Annotated in this window: 15 protein-coding genes; 5 read left to right on the forward strand and 10 right to left on the reverse strand. The window is 54.7% G+C overall.

From position 1 onward, the window contains the following. Positions 1 to 689: 689 nt before the first annotated feature. The 3 genes from EKM90_RS04695 to EKM90_RS04705 are packed head-to-tail and all read right to left on the reverse strand — an operon-like array spanning position 690 to position 5,338. Entirely contained in the window at positions 690 to 2,018 is a 1,329-nt protein-coding gene (locus tag EKM90_RS04695; RefSeq protein ID WP_125580196.1) for a PTS sugar transporter subunit IIC, read from the reverse strand. After that, positions 2,008 to 4,380, reverse strand: coding sequence for a glycoside hydrolase family 9 protein (locus tag EKM90_RS04700; RefSeq protein WP_164507856.1), 2,373 nt, complete (start codon positions 4,378 to 4,380; stop codon positions 2,008 to 2,010). Before EKM90_RS04700 ends, EKM90_RS04695 begins: the two co-directional genes overlap by 11 nt. Beyond that, positions 4,373 to 5,338, reverse strand: a complete 966-nt coding sequence (locus tag EKM90_RS04705; protein ID WP_125580200.1) for an ROK family protein — start codon at positions 5,336 to 5,338, stop codon at positions 4,373 to 4,375. The genes EKM90_RS04700 and EKM90_RS04705 overlap by 8 nt, the downstream gene beginning before the upstream one ends. A 189-nt stretch (positions 5,339 to 5,527) precedes the next feature. Here EKM90_RS04705 and EKM90_RS04710 point away from each other — a divergent pair, with 189 nt between their 5' ends. From EKM90_RS04710 to EKM90_RS04730, 5 genes are all read left to right on the forward strand, one after another. Next, positions 5,528 to 6,601, forward strand: coding sequence for a LacI family DNA-binding transcriptional regulator (locus EKM90_RS04710; RefSeq protein ID WP_125580202.1), 1,074 nt, complete (start codon positions 5,528 to 5,530; stop codon positions 6,599 to 6,601). After that, positions 6,598 to 7,428, forward strand: a complete 831-nt coding sequence (locus EKM90_RS04715; protein WP_125580204.1) for a Cof-type HAD-IIB family hydrolase — start codon at positions 6,598 to 6,600, stop codon at positions 7,426 to 7,428. Before EKM90_RS04710 ends, EKM90_RS04715 begins: the two co-directional genes overlap by 4 nt. Continuing rightward, a complete protein-coding gene (locus EKM90_RS04720; RefSeq protein WP_125580206.1) occupies positions 7,421 to 8,518 on the forward strand; it encodes an SIS domain-containing protein in 1,098 nt (365 codons plus the stop codon). The genes EKM90_RS04715 and EKM90_RS04720 overlap by 8 nt, the downstream gene beginning before the upstream one ends. An 11-nt stretch (positions 8,519 to 8,529) precedes the next feature. Beyond that, complete coding sequence (locus tag EKM90_RS04725) at positions 8,530 to 10,281, forward strand: cellulase N-terminal Ig-like domain-containing protein (protein ID WP_125580208.1); 1,752 nt, start codon at positions 8,530 to 8,532, stop codon at positions 10,279 to 10,281. A gap of 243 nt (positions 10,282 to 10,524) precedes the next feature. Next, entirely contained in the window at positions 10,525 to 11,502 is a 978-nt protein-coding gene (locus EKM90_RS04730; RefSeq protein WP_125580210.1) for an aldo/keto reductase, read from the forward strand. 68 nt (positions 11,503 to 11,570) lie between these two features. On the opposite strand, the gene EKM90_RS04735 is transcribed toward EKM90_RS04730, so the two are convergent. The 7 genes from EKM90_RS04735 to EKM90_RS04765 all read right to left on the reverse strand — a co-directional run bounded on the left by EKM90_RS04735 (position 11,571) and on the right by EKM90_RS04765 (position 20,240). Then, positions 11,571 to 12,860 (reverse strand): adenylosuccinate synthase, encoded by a 1,290-nt coding sequence (locus tag EKM90_RS04735; protein WP_125580212.1) that lies wholly within the window; start codon positions 12,858 to 12,860, stop codon positions 11,571 to 11,573. A 193-nt stretch (positions 12,861 to 13,053) separates the two neighbouring features. Beyond that, positions 13,054 to 14,214, reverse strand: coding sequence for a hypothetical protein (locus EKM90_RS04740; protein ID WP_125580214.1), 1,161 nt, complete (start codon positions 14,212 to 14,214; stop codon positions 13,054 to 13,056). Between the two features lie 627 nt (positions 14,215 to 14,841). Then, entirely contained in the window at positions 14,842 to 16,242 is a 1,401-nt protein-coding gene (dnaB, locus tag EKM90_RS04745; RefSeq protein WP_125580216.1) for a replicative DNA helicase, read from the reverse strand. A 153-nt stretch (positions 16,243 to 16,395) separates the two neighbouring features. Next, positions 16,396 to 16,851: a 50S ribosomal protein L9 gene (gene rplI, locus EKM90_RS04750; protein WP_125580218.1), complete on the reverse strand. Its 456-nt coding sequence runs from the start codon at positions 16,849 to 16,851 to the stop codon at positions 16,396 to 16,398. Positions 16,852 to 16,866: 15 nt separating this feature from the next. Beyond that, positions 16,867 to 18,873, reverse strand: a complete 2,007-nt coding sequence (locus EKM90_RS04755; protein WP_125580374.1) for a DHH family phosphoesterase — start codon at positions 18,871 to 18,873, stop codon at positions 16,867 to 16,869. A 388-nt stretch (positions 18,874 to 19,261) separates the two neighbouring features. Continuing rightward, a complete protein-coding gene (locus EKM90_RS04760) occupies positions 19,262 to 19,741 on the reverse strand; it encodes a DUF1307 domain-containing protein (protein ID WP_125580220.1) in 480 nt (159 codons plus the stop codon). Beyond that, positions 19,722 to 20,240 (reverse strand): transcription repressor NadR, encoded by a 519-nt coding sequence (locus EKM90_RS04765; protein WP_125580375.1) that lies wholly within the window; start codon positions 20,238 to 20,240, stop codon positions 19,722 to 19,724. The genes EKM90_RS04760 and EKM90_RS04765 overlap by 20 nt, the downstream gene beginning before the upstream one ends. Positions 20,241 to 20,336: the final 96 nt, after the last annotated feature.

The raw sequence follows: 20,336 nt of genomic DNA on the forward strand, positions 1-20,336 counted from the left end.
CATCACGCACACTCCATTTCTCTTTTCTTTGGTCGGACGAGTGACAAAGGGACTGTGTGATGTCCCGTTTGTGTACTCGAATATAAAAATGGTATAGAAAAAGGAGTTAGCAGGCAAATTGCCTATCAACTCTAAATATCGTAGCGCCGCTTTTGTCTACTTGGCGCAATTATGTTTGTGAATGCCTCGTGATTGGCTCCGTACCTCAAGGTCAGATCCAGCCTAAGTGATACGACTACCCCAGGGCCGGGTCGCTAGAGCAGGCGGGGGCTCAGGGGTGAAATTGTTCTGGGCTGTGGCAAAAGGCGGTTTTGGAGCCGACAGGTAGCCTAGCCCTCCACCTAGTCCGCACTTTGGACTCGGTGGATGGCGTAGCTAATTGCTCGGCTCCGGCCTTCTGCCACGTTACTCTGCTAAAACAGCACACCGTATATAAACAAGCCGCGACTTTAAGACTCGCACTTTGAGGCTCCAAGCGCTGGCCACCCCGTTCCAGCCCCCGCCTGCGGAAGCGACCCGGTCCGCCCGTTTAGCGTTACCCAATATAGTTGACACCCACCGCAAAACTTGAGATACTACTTCCGGTGCCAAACCACGGTCCGGGAACTCGGTCGGCGCGAGAGCGTTCTGAAGGCTGACGCACCGGACCACAAAAGCCGCGATGAGAATCGCGGCTTTTTTTGTTGCCCTTATTTAGCAGTATCGTCAGCCGGCACCTCTTCTTGGGCCTTCAACGCATACTGATGATTAGAAGCAAAGACAAACGGCATGTAAATCAACGTATCAACCGCAATGATGACAACCTGCATGATCGCCGCCCGGATATCACCACCAGTGGCCAGATAGCCAGAAATGATTGGTGGGGTCACCCAAGGAATGAGAATGTAGGTCGCATTGATCAAATGCAGTGCCGTGCAGACATAAGCAATGATGGTTGAAACCAGCGGCGCAATGCAGAATGGAATTGCATAGGTCAAATTGAAGACGACTGGCAACCCAAACATAATCGGTTCACTGATGTTGAAGATGTTTGGCACACCCCCAATTTTGAGGATGGCCCGTTCATCAGGCCGCTTGGAGAAAATCAGCAAAGCGATGACCAAAGCAATCATGGTGCCGCCGCCACCCATGTAAACATAGGCATCCAGGAATGGCTGGGTCACAATGTTTGGCGCCGCTTGGCCGGCGTGAATGGCATCAATGTTCTGCTGCAAGGAAGCCAGCAGCACTGGCCCGGCAATCGAGCCGAACACATCGGCGCCGTGAATCCCGATGGTGAAGACAAACGTCGAAAGCAGCACATAGAACAAAATCCCTGGCAAAGACTGGAACCCGGTGACCAGTGGCGCCTGCAAAATCTTGATGATAATGGCGGAAACGGTTAAGCCAGTGGTCGTATTCAAAATCCCTTCAATCGCGGCGAAGAAGCCCACCGTGATCATGCCTGGGAACAAGGCGGAGAAAGAATTCCCGACGGCTGGTGGCACAGAGTCTGGCATGTGAATTTTCAGCCTATCGGATTTTTGCAGCCGCATCATGATCAACGTGGCAAAAATCCCGGTCAAAAGGGACACCATCATCCCACTAGCAGAAGAATAATCCTGGGTCAAAACTGAGGAAGCTTGCACCGTTTTGCCGGCATTGCTGATCACCGGCACGCTGTTTGGCACCAGTGACACATAACTGGCTAAAGCGATGACCCCTTCAGTGACACCATCTTTGCTGCCCATGGACTTCGCCAAGCGGCAGGCAATCAAGAAGGTAATAATCAGGGCTAAAATCCCGAAGGTCCCGTTATAGGCCTGAATCCCGATATTGGTAATAATTTCGTGACCTGGCATGTTGCGCAGCAGGCCCGTGGTTGGTTCCAGTAAAACATTATTGATCAACAGGAAAAACGCGGCAGTGATGGTAATTGGAATCGTGTCCGCAAACGCATCACGAATCGCGAGAATGAATTTGTTTGTGCCGACCTTTCCTGAGGCCTGAGCAATCCACTCAACAAATTTATTGTTCATGACAATCCTCCATTTCAATGAGTGCACGCAGGACCGCCAGCCACTTTGTCGCCGTCACGATCCAGACTTCTTTGTACGTCGCATTGTTGAACTGCGGCCAGTAAGGGACATCCTCGTTCTCTTTGGTTTCTACGCCCACCGGCATTTCGCCGATGATCTCGCCTGACGAGTTCGAGTATTGACTTTGGTAATGATGACCTTCGCCATAGAGCAGCGATTGATCAAAGGGATTATTTCCCACGATCCAGCGCAGTTGCCCATCGGCGAGCGCGGCGAGCTTTGGATCCGCCAGCACCTGACCCATCAAAGCGGCCGATTCGGCGGTGGCCAAAATCACGCCGTTGTTGCCGCGGAACGAGTACCACACTGGGAAACGTTTAACAAATAAGTGCGGGGCGATTTGAACGCCGCCAGCCAGCTGCGTTTGATAATCACGGTAAGCTTCATCGCCGATCAGCAAGTGCTGCTTATCAAAACTGGCTTTATCCGCGACTTCATCGTCAAAGTACACGCCGCTGGCAATCATCGGATAAGGCGCGGTGAATTGCTGCAGGTACAGCAGGTAATCGCCATACGCCCGGGCCCGCTTTTGCCATTCTGCCTGGGCGGCCGGGGTAATGGGCAGCGCCAAAGCGGCCTGGAAGGCCTCGCCAAAGAGTGATTCGCGGGCCTGGTGGTTAAAGTGTTGGAACACGCGATGCTTCTCGTCGCGGTAGAACATGCCGGCCAGCTTGCGGCCATCGGTTAAGGTCAGCCCCACGCTTTCTTGGCACGCGAGCATTGAGGTCATCGCTGCCCGCGCCCGGTTCAGGTAGGATTGCTGCTTCGTCAACTGGTACAGCGCAGCCACCGCTTTCACCACCGTGGCGTTGTAGGTGGCCGGTGAGGTGTTTAAGGTGTGCTCCCAGAAAATCGGCTCCGTCGCATAAGGATGCTTAGCAAATTCGGCCTCAGCAAACCCGAAGTTGCGGCTGGCCACCGCGGTTAACCGCTGCTGCTCAGCCGCATCAGGCGTGAGCCGCGCAATTCTGGCGACAATACCACTTAATAGGTAGTTGTCATAGGCGCTGTTGTGCACCCGCGCTTTGGCATCATCCATCGTGCCGCGGCGGTTGTCAGTCCAGCGAGAAACCCCGGCGCTGGTGGCATGGTAGCCATCACCGAAGTCGGTTTTGAGGACAAAATCCAGACCCCACTCGCCTTCGGCCTGCAGCCTGGTGGCTAGCGCAGCGTTGGTTTTGCGTAGCGTCTTGGCCATGGCGAATAGCGCTTCGGCAGCCTCCGCGGTGTGGACGGTTTGCTGCGATAAGTCGCCAGCATCATGCCAGCCGCCGTTGAAGCTGATTTCTTCGCCATTGTGGGTGGCAATCACGTCATCATGGCAGTGGCTGTGGATGCCTGGCACTGGATAGCCGCAGCGCTCGGCGAAAATAAAGTTCAAGACTTTCGGAATGGTACTGCCATACCGCTGCTGCAAAGACCCAATCGGAAAGACTGGCGTTTGCTGATCAGCCCACTGCAAGCGGTACTCGCCCGCCGCTTTTAAGGCGGAAAAGTCGAGCAAGGTATAAGTGCCAGTGGTGGTGGTGGTCACTTGCGGCTTGCCGGCAAAGGCCACCGTGCCTTCAGCATCAATGACTTCAAATTGCGCAAAGCTTTGCTGGCCTGGCAGCACCGCAATTTTGCTGGCATCAGCTGCGTAGCCATCATGCGAATAGCTGACGGTTTGCGGCTGCCAGCCATGCGTCACGGCCTGGTTAGCAGTTTGTTGCAGCTCAATGCGTTCAACCGTCACCTTGTATTCACCAGGCAAATCAGCATAGGAGCCATTAATGTCGTAGCTAAAGCTGATGGCAGTCATGGCATCGCGCGGCAAGTCGGCAATATCCAGCAAGTAAGTATGGGTAGCTTGGTCACTCAAGTTGATGACATGGTGGCCTTCCCGATCATAACGGTCGGGAATTTTGGTCGCCCCGTCATTTTTGAAATGAACAATCAGGTTCGGGTTAATGATGTTGGTGCAGGCCGTGGTGATGGTAAAGGCGATTTGGTTGTAAGCCTGCCAATCCTCACGATCGAGCTTCAAGGTCGCTTGGGTTTCCCCGTAGCCGACATAATCACCATCCGCCGGGTCCCCTGGCGCCCAGGTCGCATAGCGCGTGGGGGCGGTCAAGGTAAAGCCAGTTTGGTTGGCTTCAGGCATCGCACCGCGCTTTTCATGCGTCCAGGCATGCTGGCCAGCTTCAAGCACCCGCCGCGCCGTAATGGCCCCGACTGACGGCTGAATATCAGCAATTTGCATCGGATCGATGGTCAAAGGGCGGTAGGTGGTGACGGCTTGTTCTAGCTGTTGATCATCCATGCTGCTCACTCCCTTCCAGACGTTCAAAGCCATACAGACCGCAGCCTTGCAAGGCGACGGAATTCGGCTCCAAGGCGGTGTTCTTAACCCCTTCGCGGACAAAGCGCATCGTCAGCGGCTTCAGTAGCGGCTGCAAATGAGCCACCAACCAGCCGCCGGTGGTCACGCCGCCGCCTAAGCGAACCGCCTCAGGGTTCAAGGCCCGGGTCAAATTCATGATGAGATTGGCCAGTCCTAACAGCGCCTGATCCACCACCCGTTTGGCCAGCGGATCGCCAGCGTCATAGGCGGCAAACAAGGTCTCAGTGCCGATGCGTTGGCCTGGCGTGATCTGCAGCTGAGTTTTCCCCATATACTGGGGATAAAGCTCATGGGTGCGATCGGACATGCCTAGACCTGAAGCCAGTGGCTCCACGCAGCCATACCGACCGCACACGCATTGCACGGTGCTGGTTTGATCCACCACCATGTGGCCGAACTCGCCGGCGTCATAGTCTGGCCCGTTGACCAGCTGACCATTCAAGACAATCCGCCCGGCGATCCCGGTGCCAATCGCCAAATAAATAAAGTTTTTGGTAACGGTACCAATTCCAAGCAAATTTTCAGCAATGGTCCCCACCATCACATCATTACCAATGAAGCATGGCAGGTGGAACCGGTCTTGGACTTGTTGACTCAAGGCAATCGGGTGGGGATCGGCAGGATCAATTTCTTCCCATACCCCAGTGGCGCTATTCACCCGGCCCACCACGTCCAAGGCAATGGCCTGAATGTGGCTGGTGTCATGTTGCTTGAAGTAGTGTTCAATTTGATTCAAAAGCAATTGGGTCGCTGCGGCTTGGCTACTGACATCTGACGCCACCTTCTCACGCGTTAGAACGTGGCCAGCGTGATCAACCTCACCGAGGAGCACCTTGGTACCGCCAAGATCGACGGCCAAAATTGTTTGTTTCTGCATAAGCTAACTTCCCAACTTAGTAACGTTACCAATTCATCAAACGATGGACTGAAGCGCTATCATTTGACAACTGAATTGTATCACGGCCAGAAACGCTGTCAATATAAATTTGGTAAGGTTACCAAAAATACTTGTCAGCGCTCTCGCCCTGCTTTACACTGAATTCAGAAATGCAAAGAGGTGAACGCAATGAAGAAAAATATCACCATTAAAGAAATCGCCAAGCAAGCCGGCACTTCCGTTTCCACAGTGTCGCGAGTGCTAAACAACAACCCCTCGGTGTCGCCGGCCAAGCGCGCCAAGATTCAGGCGATCATCGACCAGAATCATTTTCAGCCTAGCATGCTGGCGCGCGGCATGGTGTCGCACAAAACCAACACCTTGGCCGTGGTGGTTTCCGATATCAATAACCCTTACTTTACGGATTTGATTTCTCAAATCGAGCAAAACGCCCGGCCGGCTGGCTACACGCTGCTGTTGATCAACACCATGACCGCCGGCACCGGCCAGGATGCCAGCGACGTCCAGGTCGAAATCGAGGCGTTCAAGCGCATCATGGAAGCCAAAGTCGATGGGGTGCTGATTTTAGGGGGCGAAATCGATAAGGAAGCCGTTGCCGACCGGTACATCAGTGCCTTGAACACGTTGAACAGCAAAGCGCCGGTGGTGGTCATTGGTCAAAAAGTCGCCGGCTGTGATGCCTTATTTGTTGAACGCGACCAAAAACGCAGCGTAACGCTGATTACCCAGCACCTGCTGGCGTTGGGTCACCGCCAAATCGGCTTTGTCGGCGGGGAACCCGGCGTGCGCATCACCTCGCAGCGCCTGGCGGCCTTTAAAGCCACGATGCAAACCTACTCTGAAATCGATGAGAGTTTGATTGTCCTGAACAACTACTATCCACAATCAGGCTACGATGCCATGGCGCAAATTCTGGCGACGCACAAGCAATTACCAGAAGCCTTAGTGGCCATCAATGATCGCGTGGCAGAAGGTATTTTCCGCTGCCTCGCCGATCATGGTCTGCAGGCACCTCAGGATATTGCCGTGGGAAGCTGTGATAATTTTCCTTATGGTGACTTTCTCATTCCGCGCATCACCACGGTGGACCAGCACAACGAAGTGCTCGGCCGCATCGCGCTCCATTATCTGTTTCAATTGATCGATCACAAGCAGCTTGAACAAACCGAAACTACGCACCTGCCTGAACTCATCATTCGCGAGTCCTGTGGCGCCAAGCTGCCCAAAGAAGGTAAACAATGACTCCCAAGCAACTCGTTTTTATGGATATCGATGGCACGCTGGTCGATGAGCAGCAGCACATTTCGACTTTCACCAAGCAAACCATTCGGCAATTTAGTGATCACGCCCGTTTTTACGTTGCCACCGGCCGCATGTACGCCTCGGCCAAAATCATTGCCGATGAAATTGGCGCCGGCATCATTGCGTCCAATGGCAGCATTTTTGACACCGGCACCCGCCAAGTCAAAAGATTAGGGGCCGCCGCCCTAAAGCAAATCATCACCGTGCTCCAGCAGCATCCCCTGAACGCCTTTTTCTTCACGGATCACCAGGTGTTCTACACCGGCGCTTTGCCCAGCTATTTCCAGCACAGCGACCATAACCGGATCGCCAGCCCGAACCCGCACGACTATATCAAAGTGCCAAACCTGTCGGCGCTACTTGATCACAGCGCGGAAATCATCAACGGCATCATTATCGCCGAAAACCAAGCAACTGCGCTCAACGCCATCAATCAGCAGCTCGCAGCCATGCCGGCGGCTTTTGTCGTGTCATCCTCGCAGCCCAATAACATTGAACTGATTCCGCAGCATTCCGGTAAAGCCAGTGCCATCAAAGCGATTCAAACTGCCACTGGCATTGACCGGCATCACACCTTTGTCTTCGGTGACGGCGACAATGATGTCGATATGTTTGGCGTCGCCGATTACGCGGTGGCGATGGGCAATGCCACCCCTGCGGTACAGGTGCGGGCCCAGTACGTCACCGGCACCAACGAACAAGACGGGATCGCGCATTTTTTGCTGGCGCATCTGCCCGCCGAGAAAGGAAGCATCAATCATGGCTAATCCAACCATGCTAACTTACATTCACCAGGAACAAGCCACCATGCTCAAGCTACTGACGGCATATCCCAAGGCCGCTGATCTTGCCTTGCAAAATTTGCCCGAGGGCGCTGACAGCTGGCTAATGCTGGGCATCGGCTCCAGCTACAACGCGGCATTAAGCGCCAAGCATTACATGGAAAAAATCGCCGGCTTGCGCATTGTGCTTGAGCAGCCATACAACTACACCCATTACGAGCAAATCGACCCCAGCCTCAAAGTCGTGCTGGGGATTTCGCAAAGCGGTCAAAGCACCTCGACCATTGAGGCCATCAACCGCTTCAAGAACCGGCCGGTGTTGACCATCGGCGTCACCAGCGCCCCGACCAAAGAGCTCGGCCAAGCCACGGCCAACACGCTCGATATCGGCATCGGCCACGAGCGCGTCGGCTATGTCACCCTTGGCTTCACCGCGACGGTACTGAACCTGATGCTGCTAGGGCTGCGGGCCGGGGTCAAGCGCGGCGTGGTCTCGCCAGCGCAAGAGCAAACTGAACTGGCTGAGTTCACGACAATGGCCAACACGATTGACACGATTGTGACGGCCACGACCGCCTTTTTCCAGCAGCACGAAGCCGACTTCAAGGCGGCTTACCAGTTCACTGGCATCGCCTATGGGCCCAGCGTAGGTAGCATTAAGGAAATGGAAACCAAGTTCTCGGAAACAGTGCGCATCCCCAGTGATGGCCAGGAACTGGAAGCCTTCATGCACGGGCCGTATCTGGAAATCAATGCCGAACATCGCCTGATTTTTGTTGAAACCCCGGCGGATGCCGAAACCCTCAGCAAGGCTCAGGCCCTGCGCGCTTACGAAAGCACCTACACAAAGCACGTCTTCGGCATCAGCTATCTGGCCGATGCGCAACCAGCCGCCAACACCTTAACGCTGCCGGCGGTGGCAGATGAAATGAAGATTCCGTTTGTCGGTGGCATTCCCTTCCAGGTCCTCGCCTGGCTCAGCACCAAGGCCCGCGGCATCGACTTGGCGCATCAAATCTTCACGGATTTTTCTGACCAAGTGGGCAGCAAAACCGTGCTGCAACAATATGTTTAGGAGGCTATCTGATGCAGATTTTAATTAATCAAATTAGTTATCGTAGTCACGGTCCTAAAGTGGCGATTGTGCAAAGCGCGCAGCCGCTCACGAACGCCACCTTCATCCTGGCAGACACTGAGGGTACCGTGGTTTTGACTGGCCCGGTCACCGCTGTCGGCACCGTCGCGCACTGGCACACCGGGACTTATAGCACCATCGACTTTTCTGCGGCAGAAACGGAAGGCAAGTTTCAACTTAGTGTGAAGGCCGACCAAGGCACCGGACACTCTGCCCGCTTCACCATCGACCACGGCTATATGGATCTGCGCCTGATTTCCGCCATGACTTATTGGTTCAAAGGCCAGCGCGCAGACGGCGAATGGGCTGCGCATGATCAGCATGCCGAATTCATGGGTGCGCGCGAAGGCACTTGGAATGTGGCAGGCGGCTGGTTTGATGCCACTGGTGATGTCGGTGTGCATCTTTCCCACCAGTCGCACACGGCTTATTACAATCCGCAGCAAATGGCCTTTTCCGCCTACGCTTTTTATCAGTTGACGGAACAACTGGCGCATGGCGATGAGGCCTTCACCATCGTTAAGCGCCGCATTTTGGCTGAAGCTTCTTACGGTGCCGATTCGGTGATGCATCGCTTCGTGCCGACTCGCGGCTTCATCAAGTCCATCGATCGGCCGAGCGCTTATGCGGTGATGTCCGACACGCGGCAAATGGCGTATGAATTGCACCACAGCTCTGACCAGTTCGGCGAAGCCGCCACGGCAGCGCAAGAAACCGTCACCGATTTGAACTACGAAAGCTCCTTCCGCTCTGGCGGCGGCAGTGCGATTGCCACCTTGGCGATTGCTGGTCGTCACTACTATCCCGGCGCTGAGTATACCAGCGGTAACTACATCCAAACCGCGAAACAAGCCTATCGCTATCTCAAGGCCCATAACAACGAACTCACCAACGACGGTAAAACCAATCTGGTCGATGCCTACTGCGCTTTGCTCGCTACGGTCGAGCTGTACAAAACCACCGAAGAATACGGCTATCTGCTGGAAGCCCGCGACTGGGCCACTCAAATCGAAAATGCCGTGGTGACTCAGGCTGGCTATCCTTGGCTGACGGTGGATCAAGACATGCCGTTCACCCATCCGGCCGACGAAGGTCTCCCATTGTTTGCCTTAGCGCTCTATGCTGAAGTCGAAAATGAACCGCAGCAAGCGCAAGCCGCCCAAACCGCCGCGAAGACGCTGCTCGAAAGCCTGATTGCCATGTCAGCCAGCGTGAATAATCCCTTTGATTACGCTCGGATTTGGGCCAAGGATAACCCGCAAGATGCTTTGCGCACCCAGTTCTTCTTCCCGCACCACACTGCCGCTGCCCCTTGGTGGCAAGGGGAAAACGCGCGCCTGGCTAGCCTTGCAACGGCGACGTTCAAGCTAGCCGCCACCACTGAAGGCGAGCAAAAAGAGCAATTCATCGCCTTTGGCCAAGCGCAGCTGGATTGGATCGAAGGCCGCAACCCCTTCGATAGCGCGATGATTGAAGGCTTCGGCCGCAACCATATTCAATACCACTTCGGCGACCGGGTGGACTTCCTGAACGCCCCTGGTGGCATTGTCAACGGCATTACCAGCGGCATCGAGGATGAGCAAGACATCGCTTTTGTCCGCGGGCCGGAAGACGGCGTCGATGACAATTGGCGCTGGGCCGAACAATGGCTCCCGCATGTTAGCTGGATGCTGCTGGCGCTGGGGCAAAAGAGCACCCTATAATTTGGGCTGAGCCAAAAAGCGCTTCTAGCCCAGAGGATAAGCCGCACGCCCGACCAAGCCTGTACTTAGGCTTGACCGGGCGTGCGGCTTATCCGGCTAGGGCGTTGCTTTTCGGCTCGTAACGCTGCTGGAATTGGCTCGCCAAGCGTAATCAAGCCAGTTCAAGACGCGGCTTTTTGCTTTCGCCTGACTTTATTTCTCCTCAGGCTTTGTTACACTGGAAAGTGAAATGGAGGTTTTCTTATGAAATACCGGACATTAGGTAAGAGCGGTTTTAACATCAGTGAAGTGTCCTTGGGGACTTGGCAGCTGGGCGGCAAATGGGGCGCCCCGTTCAACCAAAAGGATGCCGATGACACCTTGGCCGAGGCTTACGCGCAAGGGGTCAACTTCTTTGATACCGCCGATGGCTATCAAGATGGCAACTCGGAACGCACCGTCGGCAATTTTGTCCGTCAGCACCCTGACGTGCACTTCACCACCAAAATGGGCCGCAAGGAATCGCCACTGACGGTTGACCACTTCGATGCTGCACACTTAGACCGTTACGTTGATGAATCGCTGCAGAACATGAAACTGGACGCGCTGGATATGGTGCTGCTCCACTGCCCGCCGATGTCGCTTTATTACCAACCAGAAATGTTCTGGCATCTGGATCAGCTGAAAAAAGCTGGCAAAATCCGCAATTATGGCGTGTCGGTAGAACGCGTCGAAGAAGGGCTCAAGGCCTTGCAGTATGACATCAGTGCCGTCGAAATCATTTTTAACATGTTTCGGCTGCGCCCGGCGGCTCATTTCTTCGCCGCCGCCAAAGCAGCCAACGTCGGCATCCTCGCCCGGGTGCCCCTGGCTTCAGGCCTGCTGTCAGGCAAGTACACTGCTGACACCAAGTTTGCCCCAACCGACCAGCGGAGCAATAACCGTAACGGCGAACTGTTCGACAAAGGCGAAACCTTCTCTGGGGTGGATTACCTCACTGGCGTCAAGGCTGCGGCCGAACTCAAGCGGCGCTTAGGCACCGACGATCTGGCCGGCATGGCGCTCCGTTACATCCTGATGCACGACGCTGTGTCCGCTGTCATTCCCGGCGCCAGCAACCCGACGCAGATTGAGCGCAACACCCGCGCCTCTGAACTGCCGGCGTTGACACCGGCGCAAATGACCGCGGTGCAGGATGTGTATAACGCGTCCATCAAGAATCCCGTTGACTACCTCTGGTAACCCAAGAATCCAAACGACGGCCACCATTTCCTAAGTTGGAAGTGATGGCCGCCGTTTTTTAGTTTAAGTTAGAATTTCTGCCACACATCAGCGAGCACATTGGTTTGCTCCCGATCAGGACCCACTGAAAAGGTCAGTAAATCCACGTTGATCAGCTCGGCAATGCGCGCGACGTAATAGCGAGCGTTTGCTGGTAGGTCAGCCAAGGTTTTGGCGCCAGTGATGTCTTCATCCCAGCCTGGTAGCTCTTCGTAAATCGGCTTGCAAGCGGCCAGCTCTTTCAAGGAAGCTGGGTAACGGGTGATAGTCTCACCATTCAGGTCATATGCCGTGCAGATTTTAACGGTTTTGAGGCCGGTGAGCACGTCAATCGAGTTCAAGGCCAAATCGGTCACCCCAGCTACGCGGCGGGCATGGTTGACCACCACCGCGTCGAACCAGCCGATGCGCCGCGGACGGCCAGTCACAGTGCCGTATTCATGGCCGGCTTCGCGGATGAAGTTGCCATCAGCATCGAACAATTCAGTGGGGAATGGGCCATCCCCGACCCGTGAGGTGTAGGCCTTCGCGACGCCCACCACGCGGTCGATTTTGCTGGCGCCAACCCCGGAACCGGTGGAAACCCCACCGGCCGGATTAGAGCTGGTGACGAATGGATACGTGCCTTGGTCGATATCCAGCATCGTGCCTTGTGCACCTTCAAACAGCACGTTGTCGCCGGCATCGATGGCATCGTTCAAAACCACCGAGGTATCGCAAACATACTGCTTCAGCTGTTGGCCGTAGCCATAATATTCTTCGAAGATGTCCTCGAAGGCCATCGGCTCAGCGTCATAAATCTTAGTGAATAGCTGATTTTTCTCAGCGAGGTTGGCTTTGAGCTTGGTTTCAAAGGTTTCTTTATCTAATAAATCCGCAATGCGAATGCCGACCCGCGCCGCCTTATCCATGTAGGCCGGGCCGATGCCACGGTTCGTGGTACCGATTTTACCGGCGCCTTTAGCGGCTTCCTGCAGCTTATCCAGCGCGATGTGGTAAGGCAAAATCACTTGGGCCCGATCGGAAACTCGCAGGTTATCACCAGCAACGCCTTGAGCCTTGATATGCGCTAACTCTTCAACCAGACTCTTCGGGTTCACGACCACGCCGTTGCCAATCACAGACAACTGGTGGGCATGCAAAATCCCAGAAGGAATCAGGCGCAGCTTGTACACCTGCCCGTCACTGTGAATGGTATGGCCGGCGTTGTCACCGCCTTGATACCGGCTAATGATTTTGGCCCCTTGACTGAGGAAATCGGTAATTTTGCCTTTCCCTTCGTCGCCCCACTGCGTTCCGACTACAACGACTGTTCCCATGAATGATCGCTCCTTAGTTGTCTATCGCATCAAAATCAAAATCCTTTAATGCCACCAAGTATTCTACCAACTATGAGCGCCTGAGGCAAGGCAAAACCCGAATATTAATATTTTGACGCCTTAATTAAAAGAAAAAAGCCGAACATTTTCAGTTCGACTTTTTTGATCTTCCTTGATAAACGAATAATACTCGTTAACGGGTTTGATGAGCGCGCGCCTCTTGCAAGTAGGCATAGATGTGGCCAAAAGCAATTTCTTGCACCTCATCGAAGGTCACGGCCACGGGTTCGTCCTCACTGGGGACGCTGATCTCAAACCCGGTTTGATCCGGATTCTCTGGGATGCCCATCAGGTGGGCATTTTCATTTTGCACCCGGACGCGGACCACCCGTTCAAAGGCCGCTGCTTCGTTGATCAAGCTGCGGAACAAATCCTCGGAGCGGTCGAATTCGCGGTCGGCATTCAGCACCGGCTGTTTCTCCAGGTGATGGGCCGTCATCCAGTCGCTATACGCTTTGACCGTTTGCAGGTAATCCGAAGCGGTAATCACGCTTTGAATGCTCGTCAGCCGCAGCGCGACATAGCCGCCGAATTGCCCGGCCATGTCTTTCAAGCGTAGCACCACCGTCTCGGCGTTAACGGCGTTAACGGCCTTCACCGCCCCCACGTAGAATTGGTCACCAGCATTGCGCGGCATCGCCGCCAGCAGCTGGCCGGATTGCTCGGCCTCGTTGAACAAGGCCTCCAGCTGGCCATCATTTTGGGTGATTTCAGTGCGCACATGCTTGAGCTGGTTGCGCTGCTTAAGCAGTTCAGTTTCCAAATGCAGCTCTAGGCCTTCGCATTCCACCACCAGCACATCGGAAAAATCGACTTGCAAATAGCGGACATCGGTGTAGTTGAACTTGTTGAACACCGACAACGTCAGCCGGTCGTCAGCCACCGCGGTGACCTGACCTTCCAGATAACTATCATCATCGGCCAAAATCACCAAGATGACTTCGCCACTGGTTTGCGCATGCAAGGCCAGTTGGTGCAAGAGGTTTTGTCGCGGGTCAAAAGCCAGCGGTTTTTGCGGCGTGAGGCCGATGAAATGATGCTCCGCTGCCACGCGCATGCGAAACGACATATCGACCAAGTCATCGCCAGCGAATTCGACTTGTTCAATCGCCGGAAAGGCAATCAGCACAGCGCCATCTGCCAGCCCCGCATCGTTATACGTGGCCAACAAGACGCTTTGCTTGCCCAACAGCTGGACATAGCCGGTATAAAAATCATCTGTATCGCGTTGATAGACATTGATCAAGAGCTTTTCGTTGAGCGCCGTCATCAAACTCATCAAAATAGCATCCATGGGCCGGCCTCCTTTCGGGAAATGTGGGGGAACTTGTGAGTAGCTTTAGTTGAGATTTTGTTGCGTGTTTCTAGTTGCGCTGCGGTTGGCAACGCTCGAGCGATTAGCTACGCATCAGCCCTCGCCGCTTTCAGCGGCAATGACTGACGCTAGGCTACTCGTAGCGCAGAGCGCGTACAAGCTGACATGCGTTAGAAAGGCTACTCGTCGAGCTAAAAGCGCCAACCCCCACGGCCTTCCTAGTGGCGTTGCGCGAGACCTACGCCCGAGCAGCTAGCTACGCTCTGAGCCTCGAAGCAAAGTTCAGCTTCAAGGCTCAAAGCTAGGCTACCTGTCGGGCTAAGTGCGGCCTCGCTCCACAGCCTTTCCTAGTTGCGCTGCGCGAGGCCAACACCGGAGTGATTAGCTACGCCAGCTGGCCCGCCGCCAAAAAACGGCGGCAAACCATCTGGCTAGGCTAATCATCCGGCTAAGTGCGGCCTCGCTCCACAGCCTTTCTAGTTGCGCTGCGGTTGGCAACGGATGAGTGTCTAGCTACGTCCAGGTCCTCGAGGCCAAAACCCGGCCTCAATGCCCTGGACTAGGCTAGCCATCATCCTAAGCCCGCCAACCTCCACAGCCTTTTCTTTATGCTGGGACTGGGGAAATCGAGCTGAACTTATTGTACGACTTCACAAACAGCAGGTTCACGGTGCCGCGCGCACCGGAACGGTTTTTCTCGACGATAACTTCCACTGGACCCACGTCGGGTTCGTCTTGGTTTTGCCCTTGACCCTGACCTTGGCCACCATCTTCATCGCCGTCTTCACCATCTCGGTAGTAGTCTTCCCGGTACAGGAAGGCAACGATATCGGCGTCCTGTTCGATTGAGCCGGATTCACGGATATCAGAAAGCACCGGCCGCTTGTCTTGGCGTTGTTCCACGCCACGCGAGAGCTGTGACAGCGCGATGACTGGGCAATGCAGTTCCTTAGCAAGCTTCTTCAGCTGCCGGGAAATCGCCGAGACTTCTTGCTGGCGGTTTTCCTGACCGGAGCCTTCAATCAGCTGCAGGTAATCAATCACCACTAACCCCAGAGGCCGCCCGTTTTGTTCACACTCTTTTTGCAACTTCAGGCATTGCGCACGAATCTGGGCCACGCGAATGCCGGGAGTGTCATCGATATAGATGCTGGCCTGGCTTAAGCTGCCCATCGCCACCACCAAGTTCTGCCACTCGTCGCCGTTGAGCTGGCCAGTGCGCAGGTGCTGAGAATCGATGTTACCTTCTGCACAGAGCATGCGGTTAACCAAGGATTCGGCACTCATTTCCAGCGAAAACATCGCGACGGTTTTGTCGGTTTTGGTGCCGACATTCTGCGCCACATTCAGCACGAACGCGGTTTTCCCGACGGCTGGGCGGGCGGCTAATATAATCAGTTCATCGTCGTGCAAGCCAGTGGTCAGCTCATCCAGCGCCTTGAAGCCAGTGGGCAGGCCGGTGATGGTTTGATCGCCTTGCGCCAGCTTGTCGACTTCCGCCATGGCGTCATTCAGCACATCTTTGATGGGCTTGAATCCGGAATGGTTATTGCCATCGCTGACCGCCATAATCATGGATTCGGCATTTTCCATCAAATCTGGGACATTGGCCTGGTCGTCGTAGCTTTGCTGAATAATTTGTTCCGAGGTGCTGATCAACCGCCGCAGCTGCGCTTTTTCGGCCACAATTTTGGCATAGTAAACCACATTAGCGGCGGTCGGCACGGCATCGGCTAAGTCGGCGAGGTACGGCACGCCGCCAATGTCATCCAGCTGTTTGTGGTCCTCTAAATAAGCCCGCACGGTCAAGACGTCAATGGCCTGGTCCTGCAGGGATAAGTCGCTCATCGCATGGAAAACCAGTTGGTGGGCGCGCTTATAAAAATCGTCTTCAACTAAGAACTCCTGCGCATCCGCCAGGGTCCGCGGCGCGAGGAAAACGCCGCCTAAAACTGCTTGTTCCGCCTCTAAGTCCTGCGGCGGGAGGCGCCGAATTTGATTATCCATGACCAGACTCCTTTGGCTAACTGTCACTGCCGACTCGTTTTGTCGCTATCTTATATAGTTTAGTCGAGCAGCTTAGCATTCGCAACTAGCCCGCGCCATCAAAAAAGCGGCTGACCCACCCGCCTTGGCGTTTGGTCTCACCGCTTGGAAAAATTATTTTTGCGCCGTCACATGCACGCGGATTTTGGCATCCACACCTGGGTACAGGTGCACCGTCACATTGCGATAGCCCAAAGCCTTGATGGGCTCTGGCAAATCCATTTTGCGCTTGTCGACTTTGATCTGGTATTGCTTGTCGAGCGCTTGGGCGATTTGCTTGCTGGGAATGGAGCCGAACAGGCGGGAGTCTTCGCCGGCTTTGGATTGGATTTCAACCACAGTTTTGTCGTCTTCCAACTTGGTTTTGATGGCTTCGGCATCGGCTTTTTGTTCCGCTTCCTTCTTGGCTTCCAGCCGCTGCTGGCCTTCCAAGGCACTCATGGCCTGGCGCGTCGCCAGCTTGGCCTTGCCGTTTTTGATCAAGAAGTTCTGGGCGTAACCATCAGGTACGTCCTTGACTTGCCCGCGCTTGCCTTTACCGCGCACGTCTTCCAAAAAAATCACTTTCATGAGATGGCCTTCTTTCTAGTTGTTTGCTGCTTCATCCTTGATGGCGGCCAATAACATGGTCCGCACTTCAGACACCGACTTGCCTTCTACTTGGGTAGCGGCATTACTCAAATGCCCACCGCCGCCGAGCTTTTCCATCAGCACTTGGACATTCACATCGCCCAAACTGCGTGCGGAAATGCCGACTTTACGATCCGAGCGGCGCGTAATGACGAAGCTGGCTTCAATGCCATTAAGCGTCAGCAGCGTATCGGCCGCCTGCGCCGCAATGACGGGATCATAGGCTTCATTGTCTTCCCCTGTACATAATGCCATAGCCGGGGTAATCATTTCAATTGTGTCGATAAGATGGTTCTTTTGAATGTATGAATCGACGCTTTCCTTCAAAAAGTCCTGCGTCATTTGCGGGTCGGCGCCCAGACTGCGCAGATACGACGCCGCGTCGAAGGTACGCGTGCCGGTGCGCATCGAGAAGTTCTTGGTGTCGACAGTGATCCCTGCCAGCATCGCGGTGGCTTCCAACTTGCTTAAGGTTGGCATCCCTTTTGGCTGATATTCGAACATTTCGGTAATCAGCTCACAAGTTGAGGACGCGTAAGGTTCGATGTAAACCAGCATCGGATCTTCCGGAAATTCTTCCCCGCGCCGGTGATGGTCAATAATCACCGTGCGCGTCGCCAGCCGATCATACAAATCTGGCGCTGCAGTGATGGACCGCTTACTGTGGTCCACCAAAATGAGCAGGGATTGATCCGTAGCTTCGGCCAGCGCCGCTTCCGGCGTCACAATCGCATTGCCAATATCTGGATCCTTGCCCACTGCGCTCATCAGCCGTTCGACATCGGAATGCAGGTGTTCAGGGTTAATCACCACGTAACACTCTTTGCCGTTCATTTGAGCAATGCGGCGAATGCCCAGCGCAGCGCCGATGGCATCCATGTCGGGCCGATTGTGACCGACCACGAACACTTTATCCGTTTGTTTGAACAATTCCTGCAGCGCTCCAGAAATCATCCGCGCCCGCACCCGCGTCCGTTTTTCCATCGGGTTGGTCTTACCGCCGTAGAACCGGGCCTGACCATTCTTTTCGCGGACCACGACCTGATCGCCGCCGCGGCCTAACGCCAGATCCAGGTTCGACTGCGACGTCACCGCTAGTTGAGCCAAATCGGCCTCACCATAGGCAATCCCCACTGACAGCGTCAACGGATAGTTTTGCTTCGAGGTTTCCTCACGGATCTGGTCGAGAATTTTGAACTTATCTTTTTCCACGGCTTCCAGCGACCGCACATAAGCAATCAACAGGAACCGGTCAGTGGCCACCCGCTTAACGAACATGCCAAAGTGGCTGGCCCAGTTGCTCATTTGATTCGTCACATAGGAGTTCAGATTGGTCGTGGCCTGATCATCCAAGGTCTGGGTCACTTCATCGTAGTTATCGAGGAACACTTGGCCAATGGCGATGCGCTCGCCTTCCGCCTTCGCTTCAATCTGGGCGTAGCGGGTGACATCCATCAAGTACGCCACGCCGATACTCTTTTGCACGGTCAATTCAAAATCGTGTCCGCCCCAGTGCACCTCAGCCAGCTCATTGCTGTCTTGGTGTTCACTGATGACCTTCGCCAAATCCGGATCCAACTCCGGCAGCGACTCGCCTAAGATATCTGATTCATGGAAGTATTGAAGTAAGTACGGATTCGCCCACTCAATTTTCATCGCCTTGTCGAAAATCAAAATCCCCACCGGCATCTTGATCAGAGCCTCTTGCTCCCCGCGCTTAATGCGGTAGGACAAATCCGAAATGTACTTGTTCGTGCTGACGGTAATGCGTTCTAACGCAAAAAAGGTGGCGACTACCAAGCCCACCAAAAACACGAACAGTAAAATGGCCAGCCAAGGCCGAATGAACGCCGCCACGATCACATCGATCGCCGCCAGTACGGTCATCACCATGGCCAAAGTCCGCAGCCGCGAATCCTCCAAAAAGGCCGGCAACGTAATTCTTTCTAGTAATTTTTTCATCATTTACTCGCTTTCGCCGTACGCTAATCGCCATAGATTGCCAGTCTATTCTAACATATTTGAACAGGCTGCGAAGTCGAGCGCATTTAGGGGACTGGCCAGCCTAGCGCCAGGCATTGAAGCCGTCCTTTGGCTTCGAGGCATAGCGCGTAGCTGGACACGTCCCCGTTGCTCGACTGAGCGCAACTAAACCAGGCTGCGGAACAGGGCCGCTTTTAGCCGGACAGATAGCCTAGCCTGAAGTCTTACCGCCGCTCTTTGGCGGTGAGACTTCAGGCGTAGCTATATGCGCCGGCGTTGGCCCTGTGGAGCGCAACTATAGGCTGCGAAGGTCGGTGCCCTTAGCGTGAGGAGTAGCCTAGCTTTGGGCATTGAAGTCGCGCGCCTTTTACTTCACCTCATGATACCCATCAGCCTTCAGCGTCTGCGTCACATTCGCCAGCCCGATATGATCCGTTTTCCCAGCCAGCACTTGATCATCCAACTTCGCCAGCTTAGCGAAGTTCACTTTGGCAGTGTCAACGGTAATCACCTCGTGCACGATGTTTTGCTGGCGCGAAACTGTGGCTTTCACCCCGCGTAGCTTGGCATGCGCCTTGGCGTTTTGTTGCATAATGCGCCAGCCGTCATCGAGCGTTGAAGCGTTTTTGGTGCCCATGGTTTTCACCAAGTCAATGTCCAGCTTGGTCACTTGCTTATCCACTACATCGGCATTGCCTTTGGTGTAAAAAATCATGGTGGTTTGCTCTTCGCCATCGTCTTTGGTGAAAGTGGTGCGCCGCGTGGTGGCTTGACAGCCAGCGAGCACCAGCGTCAGAAGCGTCGCCGACAGCAGCCAGCGGAGCAGCTTAGCGGCTGGTTTCTTCATATAAATAACCACTTTCGCGCAAGGCCTGCTTAATCGCCGTCAGCTGGGCCGGGGTGTCATAGGCAATCGTATGCAAATGCACACCGCCAGTCAGCTCTGACAGCATTTTGCCATGGCCTTCTTGCATCCGGGCCAAAAACAAGTTGATATCGGTTTGCGTGTGAATCTGCAATTCACCGCGCAGCTGGCCGTACAACGGATGGTCAACCATCACATCAAGCACGGCCCCGCCATTATCGATCACCCGCGCCAGTTCATCCCCCGCTTGCTGCGGCGTGTGGCGGCAGACGATGATGGCGGTGTGGGCGTCTTCAGTCGTGTACATGTAGCCCCGCGGCGTGGCCACGATTTGCTCGCCACGAGCGCGCATCAACGCCACGTCGCCCACAATGGTCTGGCGGCTAACTCCGAAGCGTTTGCCAAAAGCGGTGGCGCTGATTGGCGCGGCGCCGTCTTGAAGCGCCATGCGAATCTGCGCTTGTCGTTCTGCACTAGTTATCATCGATCTTCCTCCTGTCTTTACACAGCTTACCGCCTTTTGCCGCTCGACAAAAGACTTAACTGAGACTTAACCACCGCGCGGGCCGTAACATGA

Origin of the sequence: Lacticaseibacillus suibinensis (assembly GCF_003946175.1) — a bacterium.
GTDB lineage: Bacteria > Bacillota > Bacilli > Lactobacillales > Lactobacillaceae > Lacticaseibacillus > Lacticaseibacillus suibinensis.